This window comes from Amycolatopsis sp. WQ 127309, from assembly GCF_023023025.1.
Lineage (GTDB): Bacteria > Actinomycetota > Actinomycetes > Mycobacteriales > Pseudonocardiaceae > Amycolatopsis.
Map to the genome: position 1 here is coordinate 4,853,331 of NZ_CP095481.1, position 22,087 is coordinate 4,875,417.

The 22,087-nt window shown below is 72.0% G+C and carries 24 protein-coding genes; 19 read left to right on the top strand and 5 right to left on the bottom strand.

From position 1 onward, the window contains the following. Positions 1–458: 458 nt before the first annotated feature. Complete coding sequence (locus MUY22_RS22885) at positions 459–1,211, bottom strand: glucose 1-dehydrogenase (RefSeq protein ID WP_247062359.1); 753 nt, start codon at positions 1,209–1,211, stop codon at positions 459–461. Positions 1,212–1,233: 22 nt separating this feature from the next. Further along, on the bottom strand, positions 1,234–1,821 hold the full coding sequence (locus tag MUY22_RS22890; protein WP_247062360.1) for a TetR/AcrR family transcriptional regulator: 588 nt from the start codon (positions 1,819–1,821) through the stop codon (positions 1,234–1,236). A 121-nt stretch (positions 1,822–1,942) separates the two neighbouring features. Between MUY22_RS22890 and MUY22_RS22895 the strand changes: the two genes are divergently transcribed. After that, a complete protein-coding gene (locus MUY22_RS22895) occupies positions 1,943–2,311 on the top strand; it encodes a hypothetical protein (protein ID WP_326951816.1) in 369 nt (122 codons plus the stop codon). Positions 2,312–2,363: 52 nt separating this feature from the next. After that, on the top strand, positions 2,364–3,242 hold the full coding sequence (locus MUY22_RS22900; RefSeq protein ID WP_247062364.1) for a Ku protein: 879 nt from the start codon (positions 2,364–2,366) through the stop codon (positions 3,240–3,242). 271 nt (positions 3,243–3,513) lie between these two features. On the opposite strand, the gene MUY22_RS22905 is transcribed toward MUY22_RS22900, so the two are convergent. Beyond that, positions 3,514–3,978 (bottom strand): MarR family winged helix-turn-helix transcriptional regulator, encoded by a 465-nt coding sequence (locus tag MUY22_RS22905; RefSeq protein ID WP_247062366.1) that lies wholly within the window; start codon positions 3,976–3,978, stop codon positions 3,514–3,516. Between the two features lie 10 nt (positions 3,979–3,988). Further along, positions 3,989–5,779, bottom strand: a complete 1,791-nt coding sequence (locus tag MUY22_RS22910; protein ID WP_247062367.1) for an ABC transporter ATP-binding protein — start codon at positions 5,777–5,779, stop codon at positions 3,989–3,991. A gap of 217 nt (positions 5,780–5,996) precedes the next feature. Here MUY22_RS22910 and ffh point away from each other — a divergent pair, with 217 nt between their 5' ends. The 17 genes from ffh (at position 5,997) to MUY22_RS22995 (ending at position 20,760) form a co-directional block, all read left to right on the top strand. Next, positions 5,997–7,541, top strand: a complete 1,545-nt coding sequence (gene ffh / locus MUY22_RS22915; RefSeq protein ID WP_247062368.1) for a signal recognition particle protein — start codon at positions 5,997–5,999, stop codon at positions 7,539–7,541. Next, a complete protein-coding gene (locus MUY22_RS22920) occupies positions 7,538–8,614 on the top strand; it encodes an amidohydrolase family protein (protein WP_247062369.1) in 1,077 nt (358 codons plus the stop codon). Before ffh ends, MUY22_RS22920 begins: the two co-directional genes overlap by 4 nt. 146 nt (positions 8,615–8,760) lie before the next feature. Beyond that, entirely contained in the window at positions 8,761–9,486 is a 726-nt protein-coding gene (locus MUY22_RS22925) for a CPBP family intramembrane glutamic endopeptidase (RefSeq protein ID WP_247062370.1), read from the top strand. Between the two features lie 100 nt (positions 9,487–9,586). Further along, a complete protein-coding gene (locus MUY22_RS22930; protein ID WP_247062371.1) occupies positions 9,587–10,402 on the top strand; it encodes a CPBP family intramembrane glutamic endopeptidase in 816 nt (271 codons plus the stop codon). Positions 10,403–10,586: 184 nt separating this feature from the next. Continuing rightward, positions 10,587–11,030: a 30S ribosomal protein S16 gene (rpsP, locus tag MUY22_RS22935; protein WP_247062372.1), complete on the top strand. Its 444-nt coding sequence runs from the start codon at positions 10,587–10,589 to the stop codon at positions 11,028–11,030. After that, the gene (locus MUY22_RS22940) at positions 11,027–11,266 is read left to right on the top strand and encodes an RNA-binding protein (protein ID WP_003103110.1); all 240 of its coding nucleotides are present in this window, start codon (positions 11,027–11,029) and stop codon (positions 11,264–11,266) included. The genes rpsP and MUY22_RS22940 overlap by 4 nt, the downstream gene beginning before the upstream one ends. Positions 11,267–11,288: 22 nt before the next feature. Beyond that, entirely contained in the window at positions 11,289–11,801 is a 513-nt protein-coding gene (gene rimM / locus MUY22_RS22945) for a ribosome maturation factor RimM (RefSeq protein WP_247062374.1), read from the top strand. Between the two features lies 1 nt (position 11,802). Next, positions 11,803–12,558, top strand: a complete 756-nt coding sequence (trmD, locus tag MUY22_RS22950; protein ID WP_247062375.1) for a tRNA (guanosine(37)-N1)-methyltransferase TrmD — start codon at positions 11,803–11,805, stop codon at positions 12,556–12,558. A 176-nt stretch (positions 12,559–12,734) separates the two neighbouring features. Then, positions 12,735–13,097: a 50S ribosomal protein L19 gene (rplS, locus tag MUY22_RS22955; RefSeq protein ID WP_247062376.1), complete on the top strand. Its 363-nt coding sequence runs from the start codon at positions 12,735–12,737 to the stop codon at positions 13,095–13,097. A 31-nt stretch (positions 13,098–13,128) separates the two neighbouring features. Continuing rightward, the gene (gene lepB, locus MUY22_RS22960; protein ID WP_247062377.1) at positions 13,129–14,067 is read left to right on the top strand and encodes a signal peptidase I; all 939 of its coding nucleotides are present in this window, start codon (positions 13,129–13,131) and stop codon (positions 14,065–14,067) included. A gap of 90 nt (positions 14,068–14,157) precedes the next feature. Beyond that, the gene (locus tag MUY22_RS22965; RefSeq protein ID WP_247064058.1) at positions 14,158–15,000 is read left to right on the top strand and encodes a ribonuclease HII; all 843 of its coding nucleotides are present in this window, start codon (positions 14,158–14,160) and stop codon (positions 14,998–15,000) included. Continuing rightward, entirely contained in the window at positions 14,997–15,320 is a 324-nt protein-coding gene (locus MUY22_RS22970) for a DUF2469 domain-containing protein (protein WP_003096226.1), read from the top strand. The genes MUY22_RS22965 and MUY22_RS22970 overlap by 4 nt, the downstream gene beginning before the upstream one ends. Before the next feature lie 286 nt (positions 15,321–15,606). After that, entirely contained in the window at positions 15,607–15,984 is a 378-nt protein-coding gene (locus tag MUY22_RS22975; RefSeq protein WP_247062378.1) for a YraN family protein, read from the top strand. Then, positions 15,984–17,495 (top strand): YifB family Mg chelatase-like AAA ATPase, encoded by a 1,512-nt coding sequence (locus MUY22_RS22980; RefSeq protein ID WP_247062379.1) that lies wholly within the window; start codon positions 15,984–15,986, stop codon positions 17,493–17,495. Before MUY22_RS22975 ends, MUY22_RS22980 begins: the two co-directional genes overlap by 1 nt. Beyond that, the gene (gene dprA, locus MUY22_RS22985; protein ID WP_247062380.1) at positions 17,492–18,724 is read left to right on the top strand and encodes a DNA-processing protein DprA; all 1,233 of its coding nucleotides are present in this window, start codon (positions 17,492–17,494) and stop codon (positions 18,722–18,724) included. The genes MUY22_RS22980 and dprA overlap by 4 nt, the downstream gene beginning before the upstream one ends. 103 nt (positions 18,725–18,827) lie before the next feature. Continuing rightward, the gene (locus MUY22_RS22990; protein WP_247064060.1) at positions 18,828–19,802 is read left to right on the top strand and encodes a tyrosine recombinase XerC; all 975 of its coding nucleotides are present in this window, start codon (positions 18,828–18,830) and stop codon (positions 19,800–19,802) included. Positions 19,803–19,911: 109 nt separating this feature from the next. Then, a complete protein-coding gene (locus tag MUY22_RS22995; protein WP_247062382.1) occupies positions 19,912–20,760 on the top strand; it encodes a FliA/WhiG family RNA polymerase sigma factor in 849 nt (282 codons plus the stop codon). Here MUY22_RS22995 and MUY22_RS23000 read toward each other — a convergent pair whose 3' ends face one another. Then, entirely contained in the window at positions 20,761–21,435 is a 675-nt protein-coding gene (locus tag MUY22_RS23000) for a M23 family metallopeptidase (protein WP_371827680.1), read from the bottom strand. Between the last annotated feature and the right edge of the window lie 652 nt (positions 21,436–22,087).

A 22,087-nucleotide genomic window follows, 5' to 3' on the forward strand; every position in this document is an offset into this window, starting at 1 on the left:
ACGATCGGACCAGTGAAGGGAGGCCGCCGTCATGCGCAACCGCGAATCCTGACCCTCCGCCCGCAGTCCGTGCCGCGCGAGAGGAGAGCCGTCGTGCGCAATCGCGAGTCCTGAACCCCGCTCCCGTCCGTCACCGCGCAGGAAAGGAGTGCCGCTGTGCGTAATCGCGAGTCCTGAAGCCGAGCCCGCCGTCCACCCCGCGTGAGAGGAGAGCCGTCGTGCGCAACCGCGAGTCCTGAACCCCCGCTTTCGTCCGTCACCGCGCTGGAAGGGAGAGCCGCTGTGCGTAACCGCGAGTCCTGATGTCGAGTCCGCCGTCCACCCCGCGTGAGAGGAGAGCCGTCGTGCGCAACCGCGAGTCCTGAAGCCGTCCGCCCACCGTCCGTCCTGGCACGAAAGGGGATCGTCACCATGCGCAACCGTGAATCCTGAAGCGACGCGGGCCCGGGTGGGGCCGCTCAGGCGGTCGCGCCGCCGTCGACCACCAGGTCGTGGCCGACCGTGAACCCCGCCTCGGCCGAAGCCAGCCACAGCACCGCTGCGGCCACTTCGGCGGTGGCACCCACCCGGCCCAGCGGAATCGCGGCCTCGAGCCGCGCAGCGCGGTCGGCGTCCGTCTCGCCGGGCCGCAACGACATCTCCGTGTCGGTCGGACCCGGGCTGACGGCGTTGATGCGCACGCCGTCGCGGACGTGATCGCGCGCCGCCGTGCGGGTCAGCACGCTCACCGCGGCCTTCGACGCCGCGTAGGCGGCCATGCCTGGGATCCGGCCGTGCGCGCCGATGTTCGACGCCATGTTGACGATGGCGCCACCGCCGTGCGCCCGCATGTGCGCGATCTCGTGCTTCATGCACAGCCAGGTGCCGGTGAGGTTGGTGCCGATCACGGCGTCGAAGACGTCCTCGCGCAGATCCCCGGCGGGCGCCGGCTCGCCGAGGATGCCCGCGTTGTTGAATGCGACGTCCAGGCCGCCGTGCCGCGCGACGACCGTCTCGACCATGCGCGCGACGTCCGCGGAGTCGGTGACGTCCGCGACGATCGCGCTCGCCGAGCCGCCGATCTCCCGCACCGCCGAGGCGAGCCGCTGCTCGTCGCGTCCGGCGACGACCACCGTCGCGCCTTCCGCGGCGAACGCCTTCGCCGTCGCCCGGCCGATGCCCGAGCTGCCGCCCGTCACCAGGACGATCTTGCTCGCGAACCGTGCCCCCATGTCTGCCTTCTTTCTGGTCTGATCAGTCTCGAATGAGGACGCGCATCGCCTGCGAGACGGCCGCGTCCAGCCGGCCCGCCGCGTCCGCACCCTTGCCCAGGACCCGCAGGCCCTGGAGGACGGTGAGCAGGAACCGGGCGAGAGTGGCCGGGTCGCTGCTCTCGGGCAGTTCGTCCTGCGCCTTCGCGCGTTCCAGCGTCATGGTGAGCGCGACTTCGAGGGTGTCCCAGCTGCGTTCCACCAGCCGCGCGACCGCCGGGTCGCGGGGGAGCAGTTCGATGGCCGCGTTGACCACGAAGCAGCCGATGGGCCCGGCGTCACCCGCGATGTCGGCGACGTAGCCCTCCAGCAGTCCGCGCACCGCGGCCACTCCGGAGCCCGGCCGCGACAAGCTCGCCACGACCTGGGCGTCCGTCCGCTCCGCATACCGCTTCAGTGCGGCGACGTACAGGTCGTGCTTCGTGCCGAAGGTCGCGTACAGACTCGCCTTCGCGACGCCGAGGTGTGCGACGAGGTCGCTGACCGACGTCGCTTCGTAGCCTTGACGCCGGAAGAGCGCGAGCGCGGCGTCACACGCCTCGTCGACGTCGAACTCCTTGACCCGGGACATGATCAAAACTCTAGCCGCATCGAGAACGGTCGGTCAAATATGCGAGCGGCGGTGTGTCGTGTCCGGTGACGCCGGGTGCGGTGGCACTATGGCTGCTCTGACCGGCCTGAGGGGGTGCGTGATGCAGGACTCGCCGCGGCTGACGCTGCCGCCGACGGTCGTCGCCACGCACCTGCGTTCGTGCGCCGAGGAGCTCGCCGCGGGCCTGCGCGGCGGCGGCCCGGGCGCCACCACGACCGAGCTCATCGACGTCGTCGCCCAGCTGGTCGCCGGCCAGGAGGCCATCTCCCACGCGCTCGCCGGGCTCGCCCGCCGCGTCGAAGCCGGCACGGACGCCCTCGCCGCCGCTCCGCCGCTGGACGTCGAGGTGGTCACCGAGGTGCTGCGCGAAGCGGCCATCGCGGCCCGCTGCGCGGCCGAGGCGCTCGACGAGGTCACGCCGTCGTTCGAATGCGTGAGCGAATCCGTCGCGCCCGACACCCGTTTGTAGCTGTCGTCCCGCAAGCCCGCCCGCCTAGCCTGGAGCTGCGGAGGTGACTCGTATGCGCGCTGTGTGGACGGGCACGATCGGGTTCGGCAGTTACGCCATTCCGGTGAAGGCGTACAGCGCGACCGAGGAGCACGAGATCCCGCTGCACCAGGTGCACGGCGCCGACGGCGGCCGCGTCCGGGTGAAGCGGGTCTGCGAGGTCGACGGCGAAGAGGTGCCGCCCGAGGAGATGGTCCGCGGCTACCCGGTCCCCGGCGGCGACGTCGTGCTGCTGTCGGACCACGAGCTCGCGTCGCTCCCGACGCCCGGCCGCACGATCGACATCCGCGGCTTCGCGCCGCTGGCCGACGTCGACCCGATCTGGTTCGTGAAGACCTACTTCCTCGAGCCCGAGCCGGCCGGGACGAAGGCGTACGTGCTGTTCAGCGAGGCCCTGCAGCAGTCCGGCCGGATCGCGCTGGTCACCGTCGCGCTGCGCCGGCGCGAGGTGCTCGGCGCGCTGCGGGTGCGCGACCAGGTCCTCGTCCTGGAGACGATGCTGTGGCCGGACGAGGTTCGCACGCCGGACTTCCCGTTCCGGCACGCCGACGTCGACATCCGGCCCGGCGAGCTGCGCCGCGCGGTGACCCTCGTCGAGGAGCTGACCGGCGAGTTCGACCCCGGCCGCTATCCCGACCGTTACCGCGAGGCCCTCGACGCGTTGATCCGGGCGAAGATCGAAGGCGCCGAAGTCGTCCAGCCGACGGCGGCCGAGCAGTCCGAGGGCGTCACGCGGCTGCTGGCGGCGCTGCAGGAGAGCGCGGCCGAAGCCGAGGACGCGCGCAACGCGGCCGTCACGAAGGCCAAGGCTGCCGCGGCGCGAGCGGCGAAGGCGCGTACGACGGCGAAGCGGGCCGCGTCGCGCAGCCCGGGACGCACGAAGACGTCCTGAGTAGTACTACCCACGGGTAATTGAGGGTTCTCCCACTGCTGGTGGCCGCCGGGGCGCGGCAGACTTCGTCCTGCCAGCGGATGCCGGAACCGCTGGTGAGGGGGTCGGGACGGCCCCTGGGGAGGTGTGCCGTCCAGACACCGGGGTTCCGGGGCGGGCCGACGGAGGAGCGGTCCGTTCCCGGAACCCGCGGCGCATCGCGGGGAGGTGGTGCGCACGAGGGGGAGTTCTGAAGGCTGCCGCGGAGGAGCGAGGGTCTCCGCGGCAGCCTTCAGGCGTCCGCCACCCGCATCAGCAGCTCCGACGCGAGCCTCAGCAGCTGCCGCTCGGTCGGGGACAACGTCGACTCCAAAGCCGTGGCCAGCCAGCGTTCCCGCTGGATGCTGTACTCCCGCAGCACCGCCAGCCCGTCCGGGGTGATGCGGATCAGCGACCGGCGGCCGTCGTCGGGGTCCGGCGTGCGGGTCACCAGCCCGCGCTCGGTCAGCCCGGCCAGGATGCGGGTCAGCGACTGCGGCTGCAGCCGTTCCGCCGCGGCCAGCTCCGACGGCGTGTGCGTGCCCGCCCGGTAGAGCCGGCTCAGCACCGCCAGCACCGCCGGGCCCGGGCCGTTCGGGTCGCGCTCGGCGCGCATCCGCCAGTTCAGCCGCCCGACGCCTTCGCGCACCCGCCCCGCCAGGTCGGCCAGCTCGGGATCCGCGCTGACCCGCGAGGTGACGTCGGAATCGGGGTGCATGGGCCTCACATTAGGCGGTTCCGCGCACCAGCCGGGCATAACGCCCGTCGAGCGCCAGCAGCTCTTCGTGCGTCCCGCGTTCCACGATCCGCCCTTCGTGGAGCACCACGATCTGGTCCGCGTGCTCCACAGTGGACAGCCGGTGCGCGATCGTCAGCGTCGTGCGGCCCGCGGCCAGGCGGTCCAGCTCGGCCTGCACCGAGCGTTCGGTGCGGGTGTCGAGGGCGCTGGTCGCCTCGTCGAGGACGAGCACCGGCGGGTTGCGCAGCAGGATCCGGGCGATCGCCATCCGCTGCTTCTCGCCGCCGGAGAAGCGGTAGCCGCGCTGGCCGACGACCGTGTCGTAGCCCTCGGGCAGCCCGGCGAGCGTGTCGTGGATGTGCGCGGCCTTCGCGGCCGCCTCGACCTCCTCGTCGGTCGCGCCCGGCTTCGCGAAGCGCAGGTTCTCCCGCACGGTGTCGTGGAACAGGTAGGTCTCCTGCGACACCATCCCGACACCCGCGGCGAGCGAGGCCAGGGTGACGTCGCGGACGTCGGTGCCGTCGATCTCCACGGACCCGGCGCTCACCTCGTACAGCCGCGCGACGAGGTAGGCGAGCGTCGTCTTGCCCGAGCCGGTCGACCCGACGAGCGCCGTGGTCGTCCCCGCCGGGACGTCGAGGTCGATGTCCGCCAGCGTGAGCGGGCCGTCTTCGTCGTACCGGAACGCGACGCCGCGCATCGAGACGTCGCCGCGCCGCACGTCCAGGGTGCCGGCGCCGGGCTTGTCGCTGATCTCCACGCGCAGGTCGAGCACCTCGAAGATCCGGCCGAACAGCGCCTTCGACGTCGCCACGTTCTGCCCGATCGTCTGCATCGCGCTGGCCGGCGCGACCAGCCGGTTGAGCATGCTGGTGAACGCCACGACGGTGCCGAGCGAGATCGGCGACGCGCCGTTCGCGAGCGCCAGCCCGGCGATCCAGTAGACCAGGGCCGGGATCACCGTCAGGCTCATCGCCCGCGACGCGATCTGCCAGCGCCCGGCCAGCGCGGCCGCGCGCTCCAGCGACGCGATCTCCCGTGACTCCGCGCCGAAGCGCTCCCGCATCGCCCGTTCGTTGCCCATCGTCTTGGCGAGCAGCACGCCGGTGACCGACAGGGACTCCTCGACCATCGTCGTCAGCCGCGCCATCCGCCGGGTCCGGCCGCGGGCCAGCGTCCGCCGCTTCTTGCCCAGCCGGAGCGTGAACAGGAGGAACAGCGGCACGACGATCAGCGACAGCAGCGCGAGCTGCCAGTCGAGCAGGATCAGCGCCACCGTGATGGCGATCGTCGTGGTGGCGTTCTGCACCATCGACCCGGCGGTCGTGGTGATGACGTTGTCGACGCCGCCGATGTCGTTGAAGACCCGCGAGAGCACTTCGCCGCTCTTCGTCCGGGTGAAGAAGCCGAGCGACATCCGCTGCAGGTGGCCGTAGACCGACACGCGCAGCTCGTTCATCACGTGCTGGCCGATGGTGTTGGACAGCCCCGTGGTCGCGACGCCGAGCGACGCGCTGCCGACCGCGCAGGCGATCATCCCGGCCGCCAGGACGCTGATCAGCAGCGTGTCGCGGTGGGGGAGGGCGTCGTCGAGGATCTCGCGCAGCAGGAACGGCGAGACGACGCCGAGCCCGGCCTGCAGGACGATCAGCGCGAACAGCGCGGCGAGGGGCCCGCGGTGCGGGCGGAACAGGCCGGCGATCCGCCGGAGCGGGACCGGTTCGTCGGTGTCGGACGTCGGTTCGGCGAGCGACGGCCGGGCTCTGGTCGCTGAAGTCATACGCACATGTTTACCGAATCTCGCTCGGCTCACCAGTGAATTTCGCAATTCGAAGCCAAATCAGGGGAGAGCTCGCGCGAACATTAGTACACCTAGGTGTACTAATCGCGTAGGCGACTTTCGCGTACCCGTGAGGCTGGGAAGCCGCAGCGACTACTCTGGAGTGGCCGGCCTGGTCCGGCGCGCCACTCTCGACCCAGCTGGAGCGTGCACACCCGTGTTCGACACCCTGTCCGATCGGCTCACCGCCGCCCTTCAGACGCTCACGCGCAAGGGCCGGCTGTCCGACGCCGACATCGACGCCACCGCGCGCGAGATCCGCATCGCGCTGCTGGAGGCCGACGTCGCCCTCGGCGTGGTCAAGACCTTCATCGCGAGGATCAAGGAACGGGCGAAGGGCGCCGAGGTCTCCCAGGCGCTCAACCCCGCGCAGCAGGTCGTCAAGATCGTCAACGAGGAGCTCGTCGGGATCCTCGGCGGCGAGACCCGCCGGCTCAACCTGGCGAAGACCCCGCCGACGGTGATCATGCTCGCCGGCCTCCAGGGCGCCGGCAAGACGACGCTGGCCGGCAAGCTCGCGCTGTGGCTGAAGAAGCAGGGCCACGCGCCGCTGCTGGTCGCCTGCGACCTCCAGCGCCCCAACGCCGTCACGCAGCTGCAGGTGGTCGGCGAGCGCGCCGGCGTCACGACGTTCGCGCCCGAGCCCGGCAACGGCGTCGGCGACCCGGTCGACGTCGCCCGCCGCGCCATCGCCGAGGCGAAGCACGCGCAGTACGACGTCGTCGTCGTCGACACCGCGGGCCGCCTCGGTGTCGACGAAGAGCTGATGAAGCAGGCCGCGGACATCCGCGACGCCGTCAAGCCGGACGAGACCCTGTTCGTCGTCGACGCGATGATCGGCCAGGACGCCGTGACCACGGCCGAGGCGTTCCGCGACGGCGTCGGCTTCTCCGGCGTCGTGCTCACCAAGCTCGACGGTGACGCCCGCGGTGGTGCCGCGCTGTCGGTCCGCGAGGTCACGGGCCAGCCGATCCTCTTCGCCTCCAACGGCGAGAAGCTCGAGGACTTCGACACCTTCCACCCGGACCGGATGGCGTCGCGGATCCTCGGCATGGGCGACGTGCTGACCCTGATCGAGCACGCCGAGCAGGCCTTCGACCAGGACCAGGCCGAGAAGGCCGCCGCGAAGCTGTCCAGCGGCCAGCTGACGCTGGAGGACTTCCTCGAGCAGATGCTCGCCGTCCGCAAGATGGGCCCGATCGGCAACCTGCTGGGCATGCTGCCCGGCGCCGGCCAGATGAAGGACCAGCTGGCCCAGGTCGACGACAAGCACCTGGACAAGCTGCAGGCGATCATCCGCGGCATGACCCCGGCCGAGCGCGACGACCCGAAGATGATCAACGGCTCGCGCCGGCTGCGCATCGCCAACGGCTCCGGCGTCACCGTGCGCGAGGTCAACGACCTGGTCAACCGGTTCTTCGAGGCCCGCAAGATGATGGCCCAGATGGCCGGCCGGTTCGGCTTCGGCGGCGGGGGCGGCGGCTCCAAGACGCGCAAGGGCAAGAAGGGCAAGAAGGGCCGCGGCCCAACGCAGCCCAAGGTCCGCGGCGGCTTCCCCGGCGGCATGCCGATGCTGCCTCCGGGTGGTGGCGGCGGCATGCCGGGCGGCATGCCCGACCTGTCCAAGCTCGGCGGCCTGAACGACGCCCCCGGCTTCGACCCGACGAAGTTCAAGCTGCCGAAGAACCCCAAGGACAAGTGAGCACCGCGCTCCACGCCGCCGGGGTGATCCTGCCCGGCGGCGAGTCCGGGGAGCTCTGGATCACCGGCGGCCGGATCTCGCTCGAGCCGGTCCCCGGCGCCGAGACCCTGGGCCGTGACGTCTTCCTGGTGCCCGGGCTGGTCGACGCGCACTGCCACCCCGGCATCGGCATCGGCGGGCCCGTCTCGCTCGACGAGGCGGCCGAGCAGGCCCGCACCGACCGCGACGCGGGCACGCTGCTGATCCGCGACTGCGGCCTCCCGATCGACGTCCGGCCGCTGCAGCGCCGGGCCGACCTGCCGACGATCATCCGTGCCGGGCAGCACCTGGCCTTGACCAAGCGCTACATCCCGGGTCTCGGCATCGAGCTGGACGACCCGGCCCAGCTGCCCGCCGCCGTCGCCGAGCAGGCGAAGGACGGCGACGGCTGGGTCAAGCTGGTGGGCGACTGGATCGACCGCAGCGTCGGCGACCTGGCGCCGCTGTGGCCGGACGACGTCCTGGCCGACGCCGTGCGGGTCGCGCACGACCACGGCGCCCGCGTCACCGCGCACGTGTTCGGCGAAGCCGCCTTGCCCGGCCTGATCGCGGCCGGCATCGACTGCCTCGAACACGGCACCGGCCTGAGCGCCGACCAGCTGGCGGAGCTGGCTCGCAATGACGTCGCGCTGGTGCCGACCCTGATCAACATCGAGAACTTCCCGGGCATCGCGGACAAGGCGGACCGGTACCCGGTGTACGCGAATCACATGCGGGCGCTGCACGCCGGTGTCGGCGAGATGGTCGCCACGGCGATCGAAGCGGGCGTGCGCGTCTTCGCCGGGAGCGACGCCGGCGGTCTGGTCGAGCACGGCAGGCTCGTCGACGAGATCGAGGCCCTGCACCGCGCGGGCATGACCCGCGAGCAGGCCCTCGCGAGCGCGTCCTGGGCCGCCCGCGACTGGCTCGGCCACCCCGGCATCACCGACGGCGCGCCCGCCGACCTGCTCGTCTACGCGAGCGACCCGCGCGACGACCTCGGCGTCCTGCGGCATCCGGCGCAGATCGTGCTCGGCGGCGTCGTCCACGGGTAGACCCCCGCTGTTTTCCTTGCGGGACCGGCCCTTTACCGATCCGACCGAAAGCAGGCGGAACGTTCCGCAGCAGATCAGCGCAAGGCGCCGGTTTCCGCCGTGACTGCGGTCGGATCGGTGAAGAACGGCACAGTAGCGTTGGGCGCGTGACGGACGACGACGGCGCACGGCGCGTACTGGGGGCGCACTGGTGTTTCGTGGCGTTCTTCGCCGGGATCGCCGGCTACTACCTGATCAACCTCGCCATCGCCGCCGGGGTCAACCGCAACGTCGGCGGGTTCGACCCGCTCGAGCTGCGTGACATCGGCCCGCTCCTGCTGCTGGCGTTCGTGCCCAACCTGCTGCTCGGCCTCGGCCCGGCCGTCGGCTCCTGGCTCTGGGGCCACGGGCTGCGCGCCGACTTCGGGCTCACGCCGACCTGGCGCGACGTCCGGATCGGCCTCGCCTGCGGCGCGCTCGCGCTGGTCGTCGGCTACCTGCTCAACCTGGTGCTGATCGCGGTCTACGGCGCCGACGACGTCTCCGACAGCCCGCTCACCGACCTCGCCGACACCTTCGACGGCGACACGGTCTGGCTCGTGCTGGCCGCGGTGATCGTCATCATCGGCGCCCCGCTCACCGAGGAGCTGCTGGTCCGCGGCACGCTCTGGAAGGCGCTGTCGTTCCACCGGATCCCGGCGTGGGCGGTGCTCGTGCTCACCGCGCTCGTGTTCGCCCAGCTGCACGGGGAGCCAACCCGCACGATCGCGCTCTTCGGGCAGGGCATCGCGATCGGGCTGGCCCGGCACCTGTCCGGCCGGGTGAGCGCCGGCGTGATCGCGCACGCCGCCAACAACCTGCCGCCCGCCGTGCTGCTGTTCGTCGCGCACTGAGCGCTTGCGAAGATCGTGGACAGTAGTTGGACGGATACTGTGCGATCACTTTCCGGCCGCTAGGCTCGGGGGAGGAGCCGAGCGACCGCGGAGGGCAGGCGTGACCACTTCCCAGCCTCGGGAACCCCTTCCGGACGCGCTGCCGCCCCCCGAAGACCCGCCGGTCCCCCCGGAGCCCGCCGCCGCGGCGTTCCTGGAGCCCGCGCCCGCGCACCGCTGGGGGTTCGGGGCGTTCCTGCTCGTCGAGGTCGTCCTGCTCGCGTCGGCCGCGTTCGTGTCCGTGCTGGTCGGTGACACCGGGCCCGGTCCGCTGCCGATCCGCGTCGTGCTGCTGGGCACCATGCTGCCGACGATGATCGCGGCCGGCGTCGCCGTGCTGGTCACCTACGTGCGCGGCAACGGGCCCTTCACCGACCTGCGGCTGCAGTGGCGCTGGTCCGACGTGCGGGTCGGGTTCAAGTACGGCTGCATCGGCCTCGTCTTCACGACCGTCGCCGCGTACCTCTGGACGCAGCTGGTCGGCGACGCCAACGCGACGTCGGCGATCAGCTCGCTGGTCGAGGACCGGCGGATGTCCGTGTCGGCGGCCGTCGTGATGTTCGTCTACCTCTGGCTGCTCGGCCCGATCTGCGAGGAGATCATCTACCGCGGCCTGCTCTGGGGCGCCGCCGAGCGGCTGCAGTGGCGCAGTGAACGCTGGGGCCGCTTCGCCGCGTTCCTGCTGTGCACGGCGGTGTTCGCGGCCAGTCACCTGGAACCGTTGCGGACCACGTTGCTGCTGGTCATCGCGGTGCCGATCGGGCTGGCGCGGCTCGTCACCGGACGGCTGCCGGCGAGCATCGTCGCGCACCAGGTGAACAACTTCCTGCCGGCGCTCACCATCCTGCTCGGCGCGCTCGGCGTGGCCTCTTTCTGAGGCCGTTTTCCCAGGCCGCTTTCAGGGGGCCCGGACCCCATCTGGCAGAATGGTGCACTGCCTGCTTCCGCCGGACCCTCTCACCGCGCGAAAGCTGTGACCTTCGGGTGCCCGCGTCCGTGTCCCCACTCGGACCGCGTGCGCCCACCCCAGCACCAGAGAGATTTGAGGAGTACCCACACCCGTGGCCGTCAAGATCAAGCTGCAGCGCCTCGGCAAGATCCGTGCGCCGTACTACCGCATCATCGTCGCCGACGCGCGCACCCGCCGGGATGGCAAGGCCATCGAGACGATCGGCAAGTACCACCCGAAGGAGGAGCCGAGCCTCATCGAGGTCGTCTCCGAGCGCGCCCAGTACTGGCTGGGTGTCGGCGCGCTGCCGACCGAGCCGGTCCAGCGTCTCCTCGAGATCACCGGTGACTGGCAGAAGTTCAAGGGCCTGCCGGGCGCCGAGGGCACCCTGAAGGTGGCCGAGCCGAAGCCGTCCAAGCAGGACCTGTTCAACGCGGCCCTGGCCGCGGCGGGCGAGGAGCCCACCACCGAGGCCACCACGCCGAAGAAGAAGTCGGCCCCCAAGAAGGCCGAGGCCGAGAAGGCCGAAGCCACCGAGGGTGAGAAGGCCGAGTGAGCTTTCTGGCTGATTCCCTCGAGCACCTGGTGCGCGGGATCGTCGACAACCCGGACGAGGTCCGGGTCGAGCTGCTGACCACGCGACGTGGCCGCACGCTCGAGGTGCACGTGCACCCCGACGACCTCGGCAAGGTGATCGGCCGGGGCGGACGCACCGCGACCGCCTTGCGCACCGTCATGGGCGGCATCGGTGGCCGCGGCGTCCGCGTGGACGTCGTCGACACCGACCGCTGATCCAGGCACAGAGAACGGTCAGATGGACGTCGTAGCAGGCCGCATCGCCAAGGCGCACGGAATCCGCGGGGAACTCGCGGTCGACGTGCGCACGGATTCGCCGGAAGAGCGGTTCAAGGTCGGTGCGGCCGTCACGACGAAGCTGCGTGACGGCAGCAAAAGGGAACTCACCATCGCAGCCGCCCGCGAACACAGCGGGCGGCTGCTGGTGCGTTTCGAGGAGGTCCTGACCCGCGACGTCGCCGAGACGCTGCGGGGCGCGCTGCTGCTCGTCGACACCGACGCGCTGCCGCCGACCACCGACCCCGACGAGTTCTACGACCACGAGCTGGCCGGCCTGCGGGCCGAGCTGCTCGACGGCACCGTCCTCGGCAAGGTCGTCGAGGTCGTCCACTCGCCCGCGGGCGAGCTGCTGGAGCTCGACGTCGAAGGCCGCGAAGTGCTGGTGCCCTTCGTGCGGGCGATCGTCCCCACCGTGGACGTCGCCGGCGGCCGGGTCGTGCTCGACCCGCCGGAAGGGCTGCTGGACGCCTGAGATGCGGATCGACGTCGTCACCATCTTCCCCGAATACCTCGACCCGCTGCGTGCCGCGCTGCTGGGCCGGGCCATCGACCGTGGCCTCATCGAGGTCGGCGTGCACGACCTGCGCGAATGGACCCACGACGTCCACCGCGCCGTCGACGACGCGCCGTACGGCGGCGGCCCCGGCATGGTCATGAAGCCGCAGATCTGGGGCCCGGCGCTGGACGACGTCTGCCGTCCGGAGACCCGGCTGGTCGTGCCGACGCCGGCCGGGCGCCCCTTCACGCAGGAGCTCGCGCACGCGTACGCCGAGGAGAAGCACCTCGTCTTCGCGTGCGGCCGCTACGAGGGCATCGACCAGCGCGTCGTCGACGACGCCGCCCGCCGGATGCCGGTCGACGAGGTGTCGATCGGCGACTACGTCCTGGTCGGCGGCGAGGCGGCGGTGCTCGTCATGGTCGAGGCCGTCGTCCGGCTGCTGCCCGGCGTGCTCGGCAACGCCCGCTCGGCCGCCGAGGACTCCTTCTCCGACGGCCTGCTCGAAGGGCCCAGCTACACGCGGCCCGAGGTGTGGCGGGAGCTGCCGGTGCCCGAGGTGCTGCGGTCCGGGAACCATGCCCTGATCGACCGCTGGCGCCGTGACCAGGCCCTTGATCGCACCGCCCGCCGCCGCCCCGACCTCTTGGCCGCGTTGCCGGAAGGCAGTCTGGACAAGCACGATCGCGGGGTCCTGGAGGGCTTGAGCGCCGCCGACCCCGAGCGGGCTTAGGGGCGGTTCTCCCGCCGGAACCCCGGTCTGTAATACTTGACAGGTTGGCGTGAGTGGACTTCCTCGTTCACGAGCCCGCCATCAGCCCCCTGGGTCGCCCGCAGCAGCATCGTTGCGCGCGGTGTGCATCTCGGGGATGTGTACGCAAGCCATACGAAGACGAGGACGGACCACCGATGAACACCCTGGACGCGCTGGACAAGCAGTCACTGCGTTCCGACATCCCGGCCTTCCGCCCGGGCGACACGCTCAAGGTGCACGTCCGCGTCATCGAGGGCAACCGCGAGCGCAACCAGGTCTTCCAGGGCGTCGTGATCCGCCGTCAGGGCGGCGGCATCCGGGAGACCTTCACCGTTCGCAAGGTCTCCTTCGGTGTCGGCGTGGAGCGCACCTTCCCGGTGCACTCGCCGAACGTGGCCGAGGTCGAGGTCCACAAGCGCGGCGACGTGCGGCGCGCGAAGCTGTACTACCTGCGCGACCTGCGCGGCAAGAAGGCCAAGATCAAGGAGCGTCGCGAGAACCGCGAGACGGCTAACTGAGTCACAACCCGGTTACCGGTAGCCTGACGACGTGGCCGAACCCGTGTCCCAGAACGCTCCTGAGGATGACCCCGATCGCTCCGAGGAGAACCAGCCCCGGCTGTCCCGCTCCGAGGAGCGCGGGGGCGCCCGCCGCAGGCGAGCAAAGCCCGCCAAGAAACGGTCGTTCTGGAAGGAACTGCCGATCCTGCTCGTGATCGCCCTGGTGCTCACGATCCTGATCCAGACATTCCTGGCGAAGGTCTTCATGATCCCCTCGGGGTCGATGGAGGCCACCCTCCACGGGTGCCCCGGATGCACCGGTGACCGGATCCTCGTCGATCGGGTCACTTACGACTTCACCGAGCCCGGCCCGGGCGACGTGGTCGTGTTCAAGGGCCCGCAGGCGTGGATCAACAACGAGATCCCGCCGCAGGAGTCGAGCAACATCGTGGTCCGCGGGCTCCGCGGCCTCGGCTCGCTGGTCGGGTTCGCCCCGCCGGACGAGCGCGACTTCGTCAAGCGGGTGATCGCGGTCGGCGGCCAGACCGTCCAGTGCTGCGACCCGCAGGGCCGCGTGATCGTGGACGGCAAGGCGCTCGACGAGCCGTACGTCTACTGGGAAGACCCGTCCAACCCGAACGAGAAGCCCTTCGAACCGGTCAAGGTTCCCGCGGGGATGGTCTGGGTGATGGGCGACAACCGCAACAACTCCGACGACTCGCGGTTCCAGGGCGGCGGCGGCGTGAACGGTGCGGTCCCGGTCGACAACATCATCGGCAAGGCGCGGATCATCGTCCTGCCGCCGGGCCGATGGGGCGGGATCACCGACCACAACCCCCAGGAATCGGCTCAGCCGGTGGCGCTCGGCGCGCCGGCGTATCAGAGCGGGCTCCCGCTCGGAGCCGGGATCGCGGCGGCCTGGCCGGCGCTGTTCCTCGGGCGCAAGCTCAAGTCCGGACTGCGCCGGACGGCCGGGCGGAAAAGCTAGCCACCCGGACCGTGCCGGCAGACGGGTGATGCAGCCTTGACACTTCCCGTTCCCCTCACCGCGGCCGAGCCGATCCGGCCGCCGCGAGCCGTGGTGCGCGGCGACCTCTTCTGGGGTCTGCAGGGCGCACTCGACCGCCGTGGCCTCGGCCCGGTCGCCGGTGTGGACGAAGCCGGGGCCGGCGCGTGCGCGGGCCCGCTCGTGATCGCGGCGTGCGTGCTCAAACAAGGCGACGCGGCGCGGCTCACCGAGCTGACGGACTCCAAGCTGATGACGGCCAAGGCGCGTGACCGGGTCTACGACCTGGTCCTCGCCCGGGCCGTCGACTACTCGGTGATCGTCGTCCCGACCGCCGAGGTCGACCTCTACGGCATCCGGGTGATGAACCTCGAAGGCATGCGCCGCGCCGCGGCGGCGTTGCGCGTGGCACCGGGCTACATCCTCACCGACGGGTTCCGCGTCCCGGGCCTCACCGCCCCGAACGCCGCGGTGATCAAGGGCGACCGGACGGTGGCCGCCATCGCGGCCGCGTCGGTGCTGGCGAAGGTGACCCGGGACCGCATCATGGCCGGTCACCACGACGACCTGCCGCACTACGGTTTCGACGTGCACAAGGGATACAGCACGGCGGACCACCTGTCGGCGCTGCGCGAACACGGGCCCAGCGACGTCCACCGCTGGTCGTACACGAACGTCGCCACGGCGGCGATCGCGCACGGCATGCGGCCCGAGCGCCCGGTCGTCCTGACCTACGCGGCACTGGAGAAAGCCATGGAGAAGGACGCCGGTGCGAGCCTGGCCGCCGTCCTCGACGAAGCTTTGGACCCACAACTCAGCCTGCCGTTGCATGCCCCGAGCGCCGGCGTAGGTCACAATGAACGCTCCGCCGGCGGAGCAGGAGCACGATCCCGAGGAGGGGCGCGGATTTCATGAGCGCAGAGGATCTCGAGAAGTACGAGACCGAGATGGAGCTCTCGCTGTACCGCGAGTACCGCGACATCGTCGGCCAGTTCTCGTACGTGGTGGAGACCGAGCGGCGGTTCTACCTGGCCAACGCGGTGGACGTCCAGGTCCGCGACGGCGGTGGCGAGGTGTACTTCGAGGTCCGCATGTCCGACGCGTGGGTCTGGGACATGTACCGCCCCGCCCGGTTCGTCAAGCACGTGCGGGTGATCACCTTCAAGGACGTCAACGTCGAGGAGCTGGACAAGCCGGACCTCCGGCTTCCCGAAGACGGCCCGTTCTCGGGCTGAGCTTCCCCGTCACACCGGCGAAACCGCGCTACCAGGCGCGGTTTCGCCGGTTTTGTCGTCTCCGGGCCCCTTGCCGGGGTCCGTGCCCTTAGCACGCCGCACCGACATTTCCGGTCCCACGCCGTCGCCGGGCGGGGCAGTTGTCCACATCCCCCCGGTTGTCCACAACCCGGCGATCCGGGTCTGGTCTCCCCGCCACGCGCCCTGGCAACGTCGTTCACGCACGCACCGTGATCACCGGGACCGCCCCGGTGACCGCCGCGGCGCGGCGAGGGGACGAAACACGATGACGGGCACCGATCAGCTCGCGAGACACCGCCGCGACTTCGGCACCTGGGGCGAGGACGTGGCCGCGCGGCACCTGCAGGACCGCGGCCTGGTCCTGCTCGCCCGCAACTGGCGCTGCCGCGAGGGCGAGCTCGACCTCGTCCTCACCGACCGCACCCGGGTCGTCTTCTGCGAGGTCAAAACCCGGTCCGGAACCGAGTTCGGCCTGCCGTCGGAGACCGTCACCGAGGAGAAGGCCGGCCGGGTCCGCCGCGCGGCGCAACGCTGGCTGCGCGAGTTCCGCATCGGCTGGTGCCCCGTGCGCTACGACGTCGTCACGATCCTCGCCGAAGCCGGCGCCCGCCCGCGGCTGCAGCACATCGAGGCGGCATTCTGATGCCGATCGCCAAGTCCTGGTCGGTCGCCCTGCTGGGCATCGACGGCCGCGTCATCGAGATCGAAGCCGACCTCGGCGGCGGCCTGAGCCGCGTCACCCTCGTCGGCCTGCCGGACGCCGGTCTGCGCGAGGCGAAGGACCGCGTCCGCTCCGCCGTGCGCAACTCCGGGCAGCCCTGGCCCGACGGCAAGGTGACGCTCGGCCTGTCCCCGGCGAACCTACCGAAGGTCGGCTCGGCCTACGACCTCGGCATCGCGGTGGCCGTGCTCGCGGCGACGGGCGCCGTCCCGGCGACGCGCTTGCTCGGCACGGTCCTGCTCGGCGAACTCGCCTTGGACGGCCGGGTCCGCGCGGTCCGCGGCGTCCTCCCGGGCCTGCTGGCGGCGCGCGCGGCCGGTTACGAGCGAGCCGTCGTCCCGGCGGATTCCCTCGTCGAGGCGGCGTTGGTCGACGGCATCGAGGTGGCGGGCGCGACCCACCTGCGTGACCTGGTGGGCTGGCTGAAGGGCGAAGCCGGCCTGGTCGCCCCGGAACCGCCCGCGCCGGTCGTGCCACCGCAGGTTCCGGACCTCGCCGACGTCGTCGGCCAGCCGGAGGCGCGCTGGGCCCTGGAGGTGGCCGCGGCGGGTGGGCACCACCTGCTGCTCACCGGGCCGCCGGGCGTGGGCAAGACGATGCTCGCGAAGCGGCTGCCCGGCCTGCTCCCGCCGCTGTCGTCCGAGGAGTCCCTGGAAGTCACGGCGGTGCACTCGGTCGACGGTTCGCTGTCGAAGTCGTCGCCACTGGTGACGATCCCGCCGTTCGTCGCCCCGCACCACTCGATCTCGGTGTCGGCCCTGATCGGCGGCGGCAGCGGACTCGCGTCCCCCGGCGCGATCAGCCGTGCCCATCGCGGAGTCCTGTTCCTCGACGAGGTCTGCGAGTTCGGCAGCCAGCGCCTGGAATCCCTGCGGACGATCCTGGAGGAGGGCGAGGTCCGCATCGCCCGCGTCAAGGGCTCGATCACCTACCCGGCGCGGTTCCAGCTCGTGCTGGCGTCGAACCCGTGCGCGTGCGCCCCGCCGAAGGACGTGGACTGCGTCTGTTCCCCGATGGCCCGCCGCCGTTACCTCGGCCGCTTGTCGGGTCCGTTGCTGGATCGGGTGGACCTCCGGGTCCGCCTGCGTCCGCTGAGCGCGATCAGCGTCCACGACACGGATACGGCGGAGTCCTCGGAGACGGTTCGCGCCCGGGTGCTGGAAGCCCGCGCCCGTGCGGCCCACCGCTGGCAGGACCACGGCTGGCGCGCGAACTCGGAGGTCCCCGGTCCGGCCCTCCGGCGCGAGTTCGCCCTCCCGCCGTCGTCGACGGTCCTCCTGGACCGGGCCATGGACCGCGGAATCCTGAGCGGCCGGGGAGCGGATCGCTGCCTCCGCATCGCCTGGACCCTGGCCGACCTGGACGCCGAACCCCGCCCGGGTCCCGAACAGGTCGGCTCGGCGCTGGCCTTCCGAGAGCGGGTCGCGGCATGAGCACTCCCGGATGCCCGCCCGCCGGATGCCTGCCCGGTGAGTCCGAGCCCGGCTCCGAACCGGCCGGCTCCGCACCCACCGTCGAGGAGCGCGCCGACGAACTGCACCGGGCCCGCGCCTACCTGCTGCGGGTCGCCGAGCCACCGGCCCCCGCACTCGTCGCCTTCGTGGCCCGGCACGGGCCTGTGGAGGCCGCCGCTCGCGTGTGGCGTGGCGACTGCCCGCCCGACGTGCTGAAGGCGACCGAGGCCCGGCGGGCGTACAACCTCGTCGGCCAGGACTTCGAACGGGCCGCGGCGGTCGGCGCCCGGCTGGTCGTGCCCGAGGACGACGAATGGCCGGCCTGGCCACTCCTCTCCCTCGACCTCGCCGCCCAGCGCGGGGTCACGGAAGCCGTGCCACCACTGGCGCTCTGGGTCGCCGGCGACATCCCGCTCGGCACCGCGGCCGATCGTGCCGTGGCGGTGGTCGGCGCCCGGGCCTCGACCGACTACGGCAACCAGCACGCCACCGATATTGCCCACGGGCTCGCCACCCGAGGCGTGCCGGTCTTTTCCGGGGCGGCCTACGGCATCGACGGCAAAGCCCACCACGCCGCGCTCGCCGCGGCCGGGGTCACCGTCGCGGTGCTGGGGTGCGCCATCGACGCTGGCTATCCCGCTGGGCACGTCGCGCTGCTCACCCGCATCGCCGGCAGCGGTGGCGCGGTGGTCAGCGAATACCCGCCCGGCACCCCGCCGGCGCGGCACCGGTTCCTGGTCCGCAACCGGCTCATCGCCGCCCTCACCGAAGGCACCCTGGTGGTTGAGGCCGGGCGGCGCAGCGGTGCGCGCAACACCGCGAGCACCGCCGGCGCGCTGGGCAAGGTGGTGATGGCCGTACCCGGGCCGATCACGTCGGCCATGTCGGTCGGCTGCCACGAGCTGATCCGGGACGCCCGGGCCACGCTGGTCTCGACGGTCGACGAGGTCCTCGAGACCGTGGGCCTCTTCGGCGTCGTGGAAGCCGGCACCGCGGCCCGGCCGAAACGGCGCACCGACCGGCTGGGCCCCGACGCGCTGCGGGCGTACGAGGCGCTGGCCGTGCGCGCGGACCGGTCCGACGCCGAGATCGCGGCCGAGTCCGGCGTTCCGCTGCGGACCGTGCGGGCCCTGCTACCGGAGCTGGAGATCGACGGATTCGCCGTCCGCGGCGAGGCGGGCTGGCGACGGCGGAAGGAAAGCGCGTGAACACCACGGATTCCCGGCGAAATCGTCGAATATGTTCGGCCGGACCGGTGGGCCCGCGTGGCGATCCTTGACCGGCGGCGGATGTTCGCGCAGCGTGACATCCATGCCGCCGCCACCTCGATCCCGCCGGCCGGACCTGCGCGGGCTCCGGGACACCCTGCCCGAGCCGGTCCGGGCCGTGATCACCGGTTACGAGCGGCACCTCGGGCTCGAACGGGGCCTTTCCGCACACACCGTCCGCGCGTACGTCGGTGACGCGGTGTCGCTCCTGGGCTTCGTCGCCGAGGCCGGGGGTGGGCTCGCGGACGTGGACCTCGCCCGGCTGCGGGCGTGGCTCGCGGCGCAGCAGACCGGTGGGGCCAGCCGCACGACGCTCGCCCGGCGGGCGGCCTCGGCCCGGACGTTCACCGCTTGGGCGCACCGCACCGAGGTCCTCGCCACCGACCCCGGAGGCCGGCTCGCCGCCCCGCGGGCGCACCGCACCCTGCCGGGGGTGCTGCGGGCCGCTCAGGCGGGGGAGGTCATGCGGGCCTCGGCGGCCGGCGCGGCGGAACGTGATCCGATCGCCCTGCGTGATCGCGCGATCGTCGAACTGCTCTACGCCACGGGCATCCGGGTGTCCGAGTTGTGCGGCTTGGACCTCGGCGGCGCGGATTTCTCCCGGCGTGTCGTGACCGTGCTCGGCAAGGGCAGCAAGGAGCGGGTGGTCCCGTTCGGCGTTCCCGCGGCCGGGGCGCTGGGCGACTGGATCGAGGAGGGCCGTCCGAAGATCGTCGGCGAAAGTGCCGGTGGGAGCGTCGAGCCCGCGCTCTTCCTCGGTGTCCGGGGGAAACGCCTCGACCCGCGGGCGGTGCGCCGCGTGGTCCACGACGCCGTCACGGCGGTGCCCGGAGCGCAGGACATGGGCCCGCACGGCCTGCGCCATTCGGCGGCGACGCATCTGCTGGAAGGGGGCGCCGATCTCAGGAGCGTTCAGGAACTGCTTGGTCACGCTACGCTTGTCACGACGCAGCTCTACACTCATGTGACCGTCGACCGGTTGAAAGCGATCCATGACCGAGCGCATCCCAGGGCGTGAAGTGCCCCGGGGAGCCTCGCCGGGGTCGTCACCAGCGGGCCTGGCGGCGCACGCGCATCCGCACGAGCACGGAGACGACACTGAGCCGCATGCCGAGAACGACGGTGCAATGACCGCAGGACCGCACGTCACCGACGCCACCGGAGTGAACACTCGCGGTGCCGCCGCCGTGCCCGCGGAATCTCGGGCCGCCTACGACGTCGACGCCGGTATCGCGGCGCTGTGGCAGCAGTTCGCCGACAGCCCGGACCAGGCGTCGCGCGATCGGCTCGTGCTGCACTACGCCCCGCTGGTCAAGTACGTCGCCGGCCGGGTCGGCACCGGCCTGCCCACCCACGTCGACGTCGGGGACCTCGTGCAGTCCGGCATCTTCGGGCTCGTCGACGCGATCGAGAAGTTCGACCCCGAACGCGGCCTGCGCTTCGAGACCTACGCGATGCAGCGCATCCGCGGCGCGATCCTCGACGACCTGCGTTCGCAGGACTGGGTCCCACGCGCGGTCCGCAGCAAGGCGAAGGAAGCCGAGCGCGCGATGGAGCGCCTGGGCGCCCGCCTGCATCGCACCCCGACCGACGCCGAGCTGGCCGTCGAGCTCGGCATCGGCCTCGACGACCTGCGCGACTTCTACGGCCAGCTGCAGCTCACCAGCGTCGTCGCGCTGGAGGACCTGGTGGCCGCGGGCAAGGACAGCGGCTCCCTGGTCGACACGATCCCCGACGACGACGCGGTCGACCCGGTCGCGGTCCTGGTCGACCAGGACAACCGCCGCCAGCTTGCGCAGGCGATCGGGCAGCTGTCCGAGCGCGACAAGATCGTGGTCAGCCTCTACTACTTCGAGAGCCTGACCCTCGCGGAGATCGGGAAGGTCCTCGGCGTCACCGAGTCGCGGGTCAGCCAGCTGCACACCCGCGCCGTCATGCGGCTGCGCGCCAAGCTGGTCGAGCAGACCGGCAGCTGATCACGGTTCACCGCCCCACGGCTTGAGCCGGTAAGCGCCCACCTCACCGGTCAGGGACAGTGGATCGACGTACTCCTCACCCCGCCGCACACCCCAGTGCAGACATGCGGCGACCGCGCAGCCGGGGTGCCCGGCGAGGACGGTGCCGAGAACCTGACCGCGAAACACCTGCTCACCGGCGGCCACCTTCGGCGCGATGGGCTCATAGGTGGTGCGCAGCCCACCGTCGTGGTCCACGGAGATCACCGGCCGCCCGGCCACGAGCCCGGCGAACACGACCACCCCCGCATCGGCCGCCAGAACCTCCTGCCCGGGCACGGCGGCCAGGTCGACCCCGCGGTGCCCGGGCCCGTAGGGCGTTTCCGGCGCGTCGAAGTACTTGGTAACCACCGGATCGGGTGAGAGAGGCCAGGAAAGCCGCGGCTGAGGCACAGCCCACGCATCAGCCACCGCGGGGAGACCCCATCCGGCACCGGGCGACGGCGGGTCAACCGGTTCGGGTGACTCGCGCACGGCAGCCCAGGACGCTGCACCTGGAGACCATGCCCAGATGCCATCCCGATCCGCGAGGACCGGTGCAGCACGTGCCAGTCCGGCCGATCCGGCGGCGCCCGGTGCGGGTGCTCCCTGCGCGGTTACCCACGGCCCGGCCGAAGCCGGATCGACCGGCCTCAGGGTGCTGGCCGGCGCGCTCTGGTAGCGCGGGCCGGGTACGCCCGCTGCGAGCGCTATGGCATCGGCGACAGGTGGGCTGGTTGCCCAGGGCACGGTGGCTGCAGCGCCCGAGAAGGCAGAGCCGGTCGCCCTCGCAGTCTCCGCGGCGTCCGCGAAGCCGGGTCCGGTCGCGCCTGCGAGTGCCGCGGTGTCCGCGAGCTGCAGGCGGGTCGCCGCTGCGAGCGTCGCAGCGCCTGCAAGTGCCGCGGTGTCCGCGGCCTGAAGGCGGGTCGCCGCTGCGAGCGTCGCGGCGTCTGCGACGCCGGGGCTGTTCGCTGCTTCGGGTGCCGCTGCGTCTGCGGGGCGACGACTGGGCATGCCTGCTGCGAGCGCCGCGGCATCCACGATGCCCGAGCTGCTCGTCCTTCCAAGCTCCGCAGCAGCTGCGGGGCGGCGGCTGAGCGCACCCGCCGCGAGCGCCGCAGCATCGCGGGCGCTGGGGCTGCTCGTCGCTGCGAGCGCCGCAGCGTCCGCGATGCCGGAGCCGCTCGCCCTGGTGAGCGCCGCGACGCCTGCCGAAGGCGCCCTGGCCGCCGTCGGCCCGGCGACGGGCGGGCCCAACGACCAAGCCACCAGCACCACAACGCCCGCGAAAGCGGCCGTGACCAGGGCA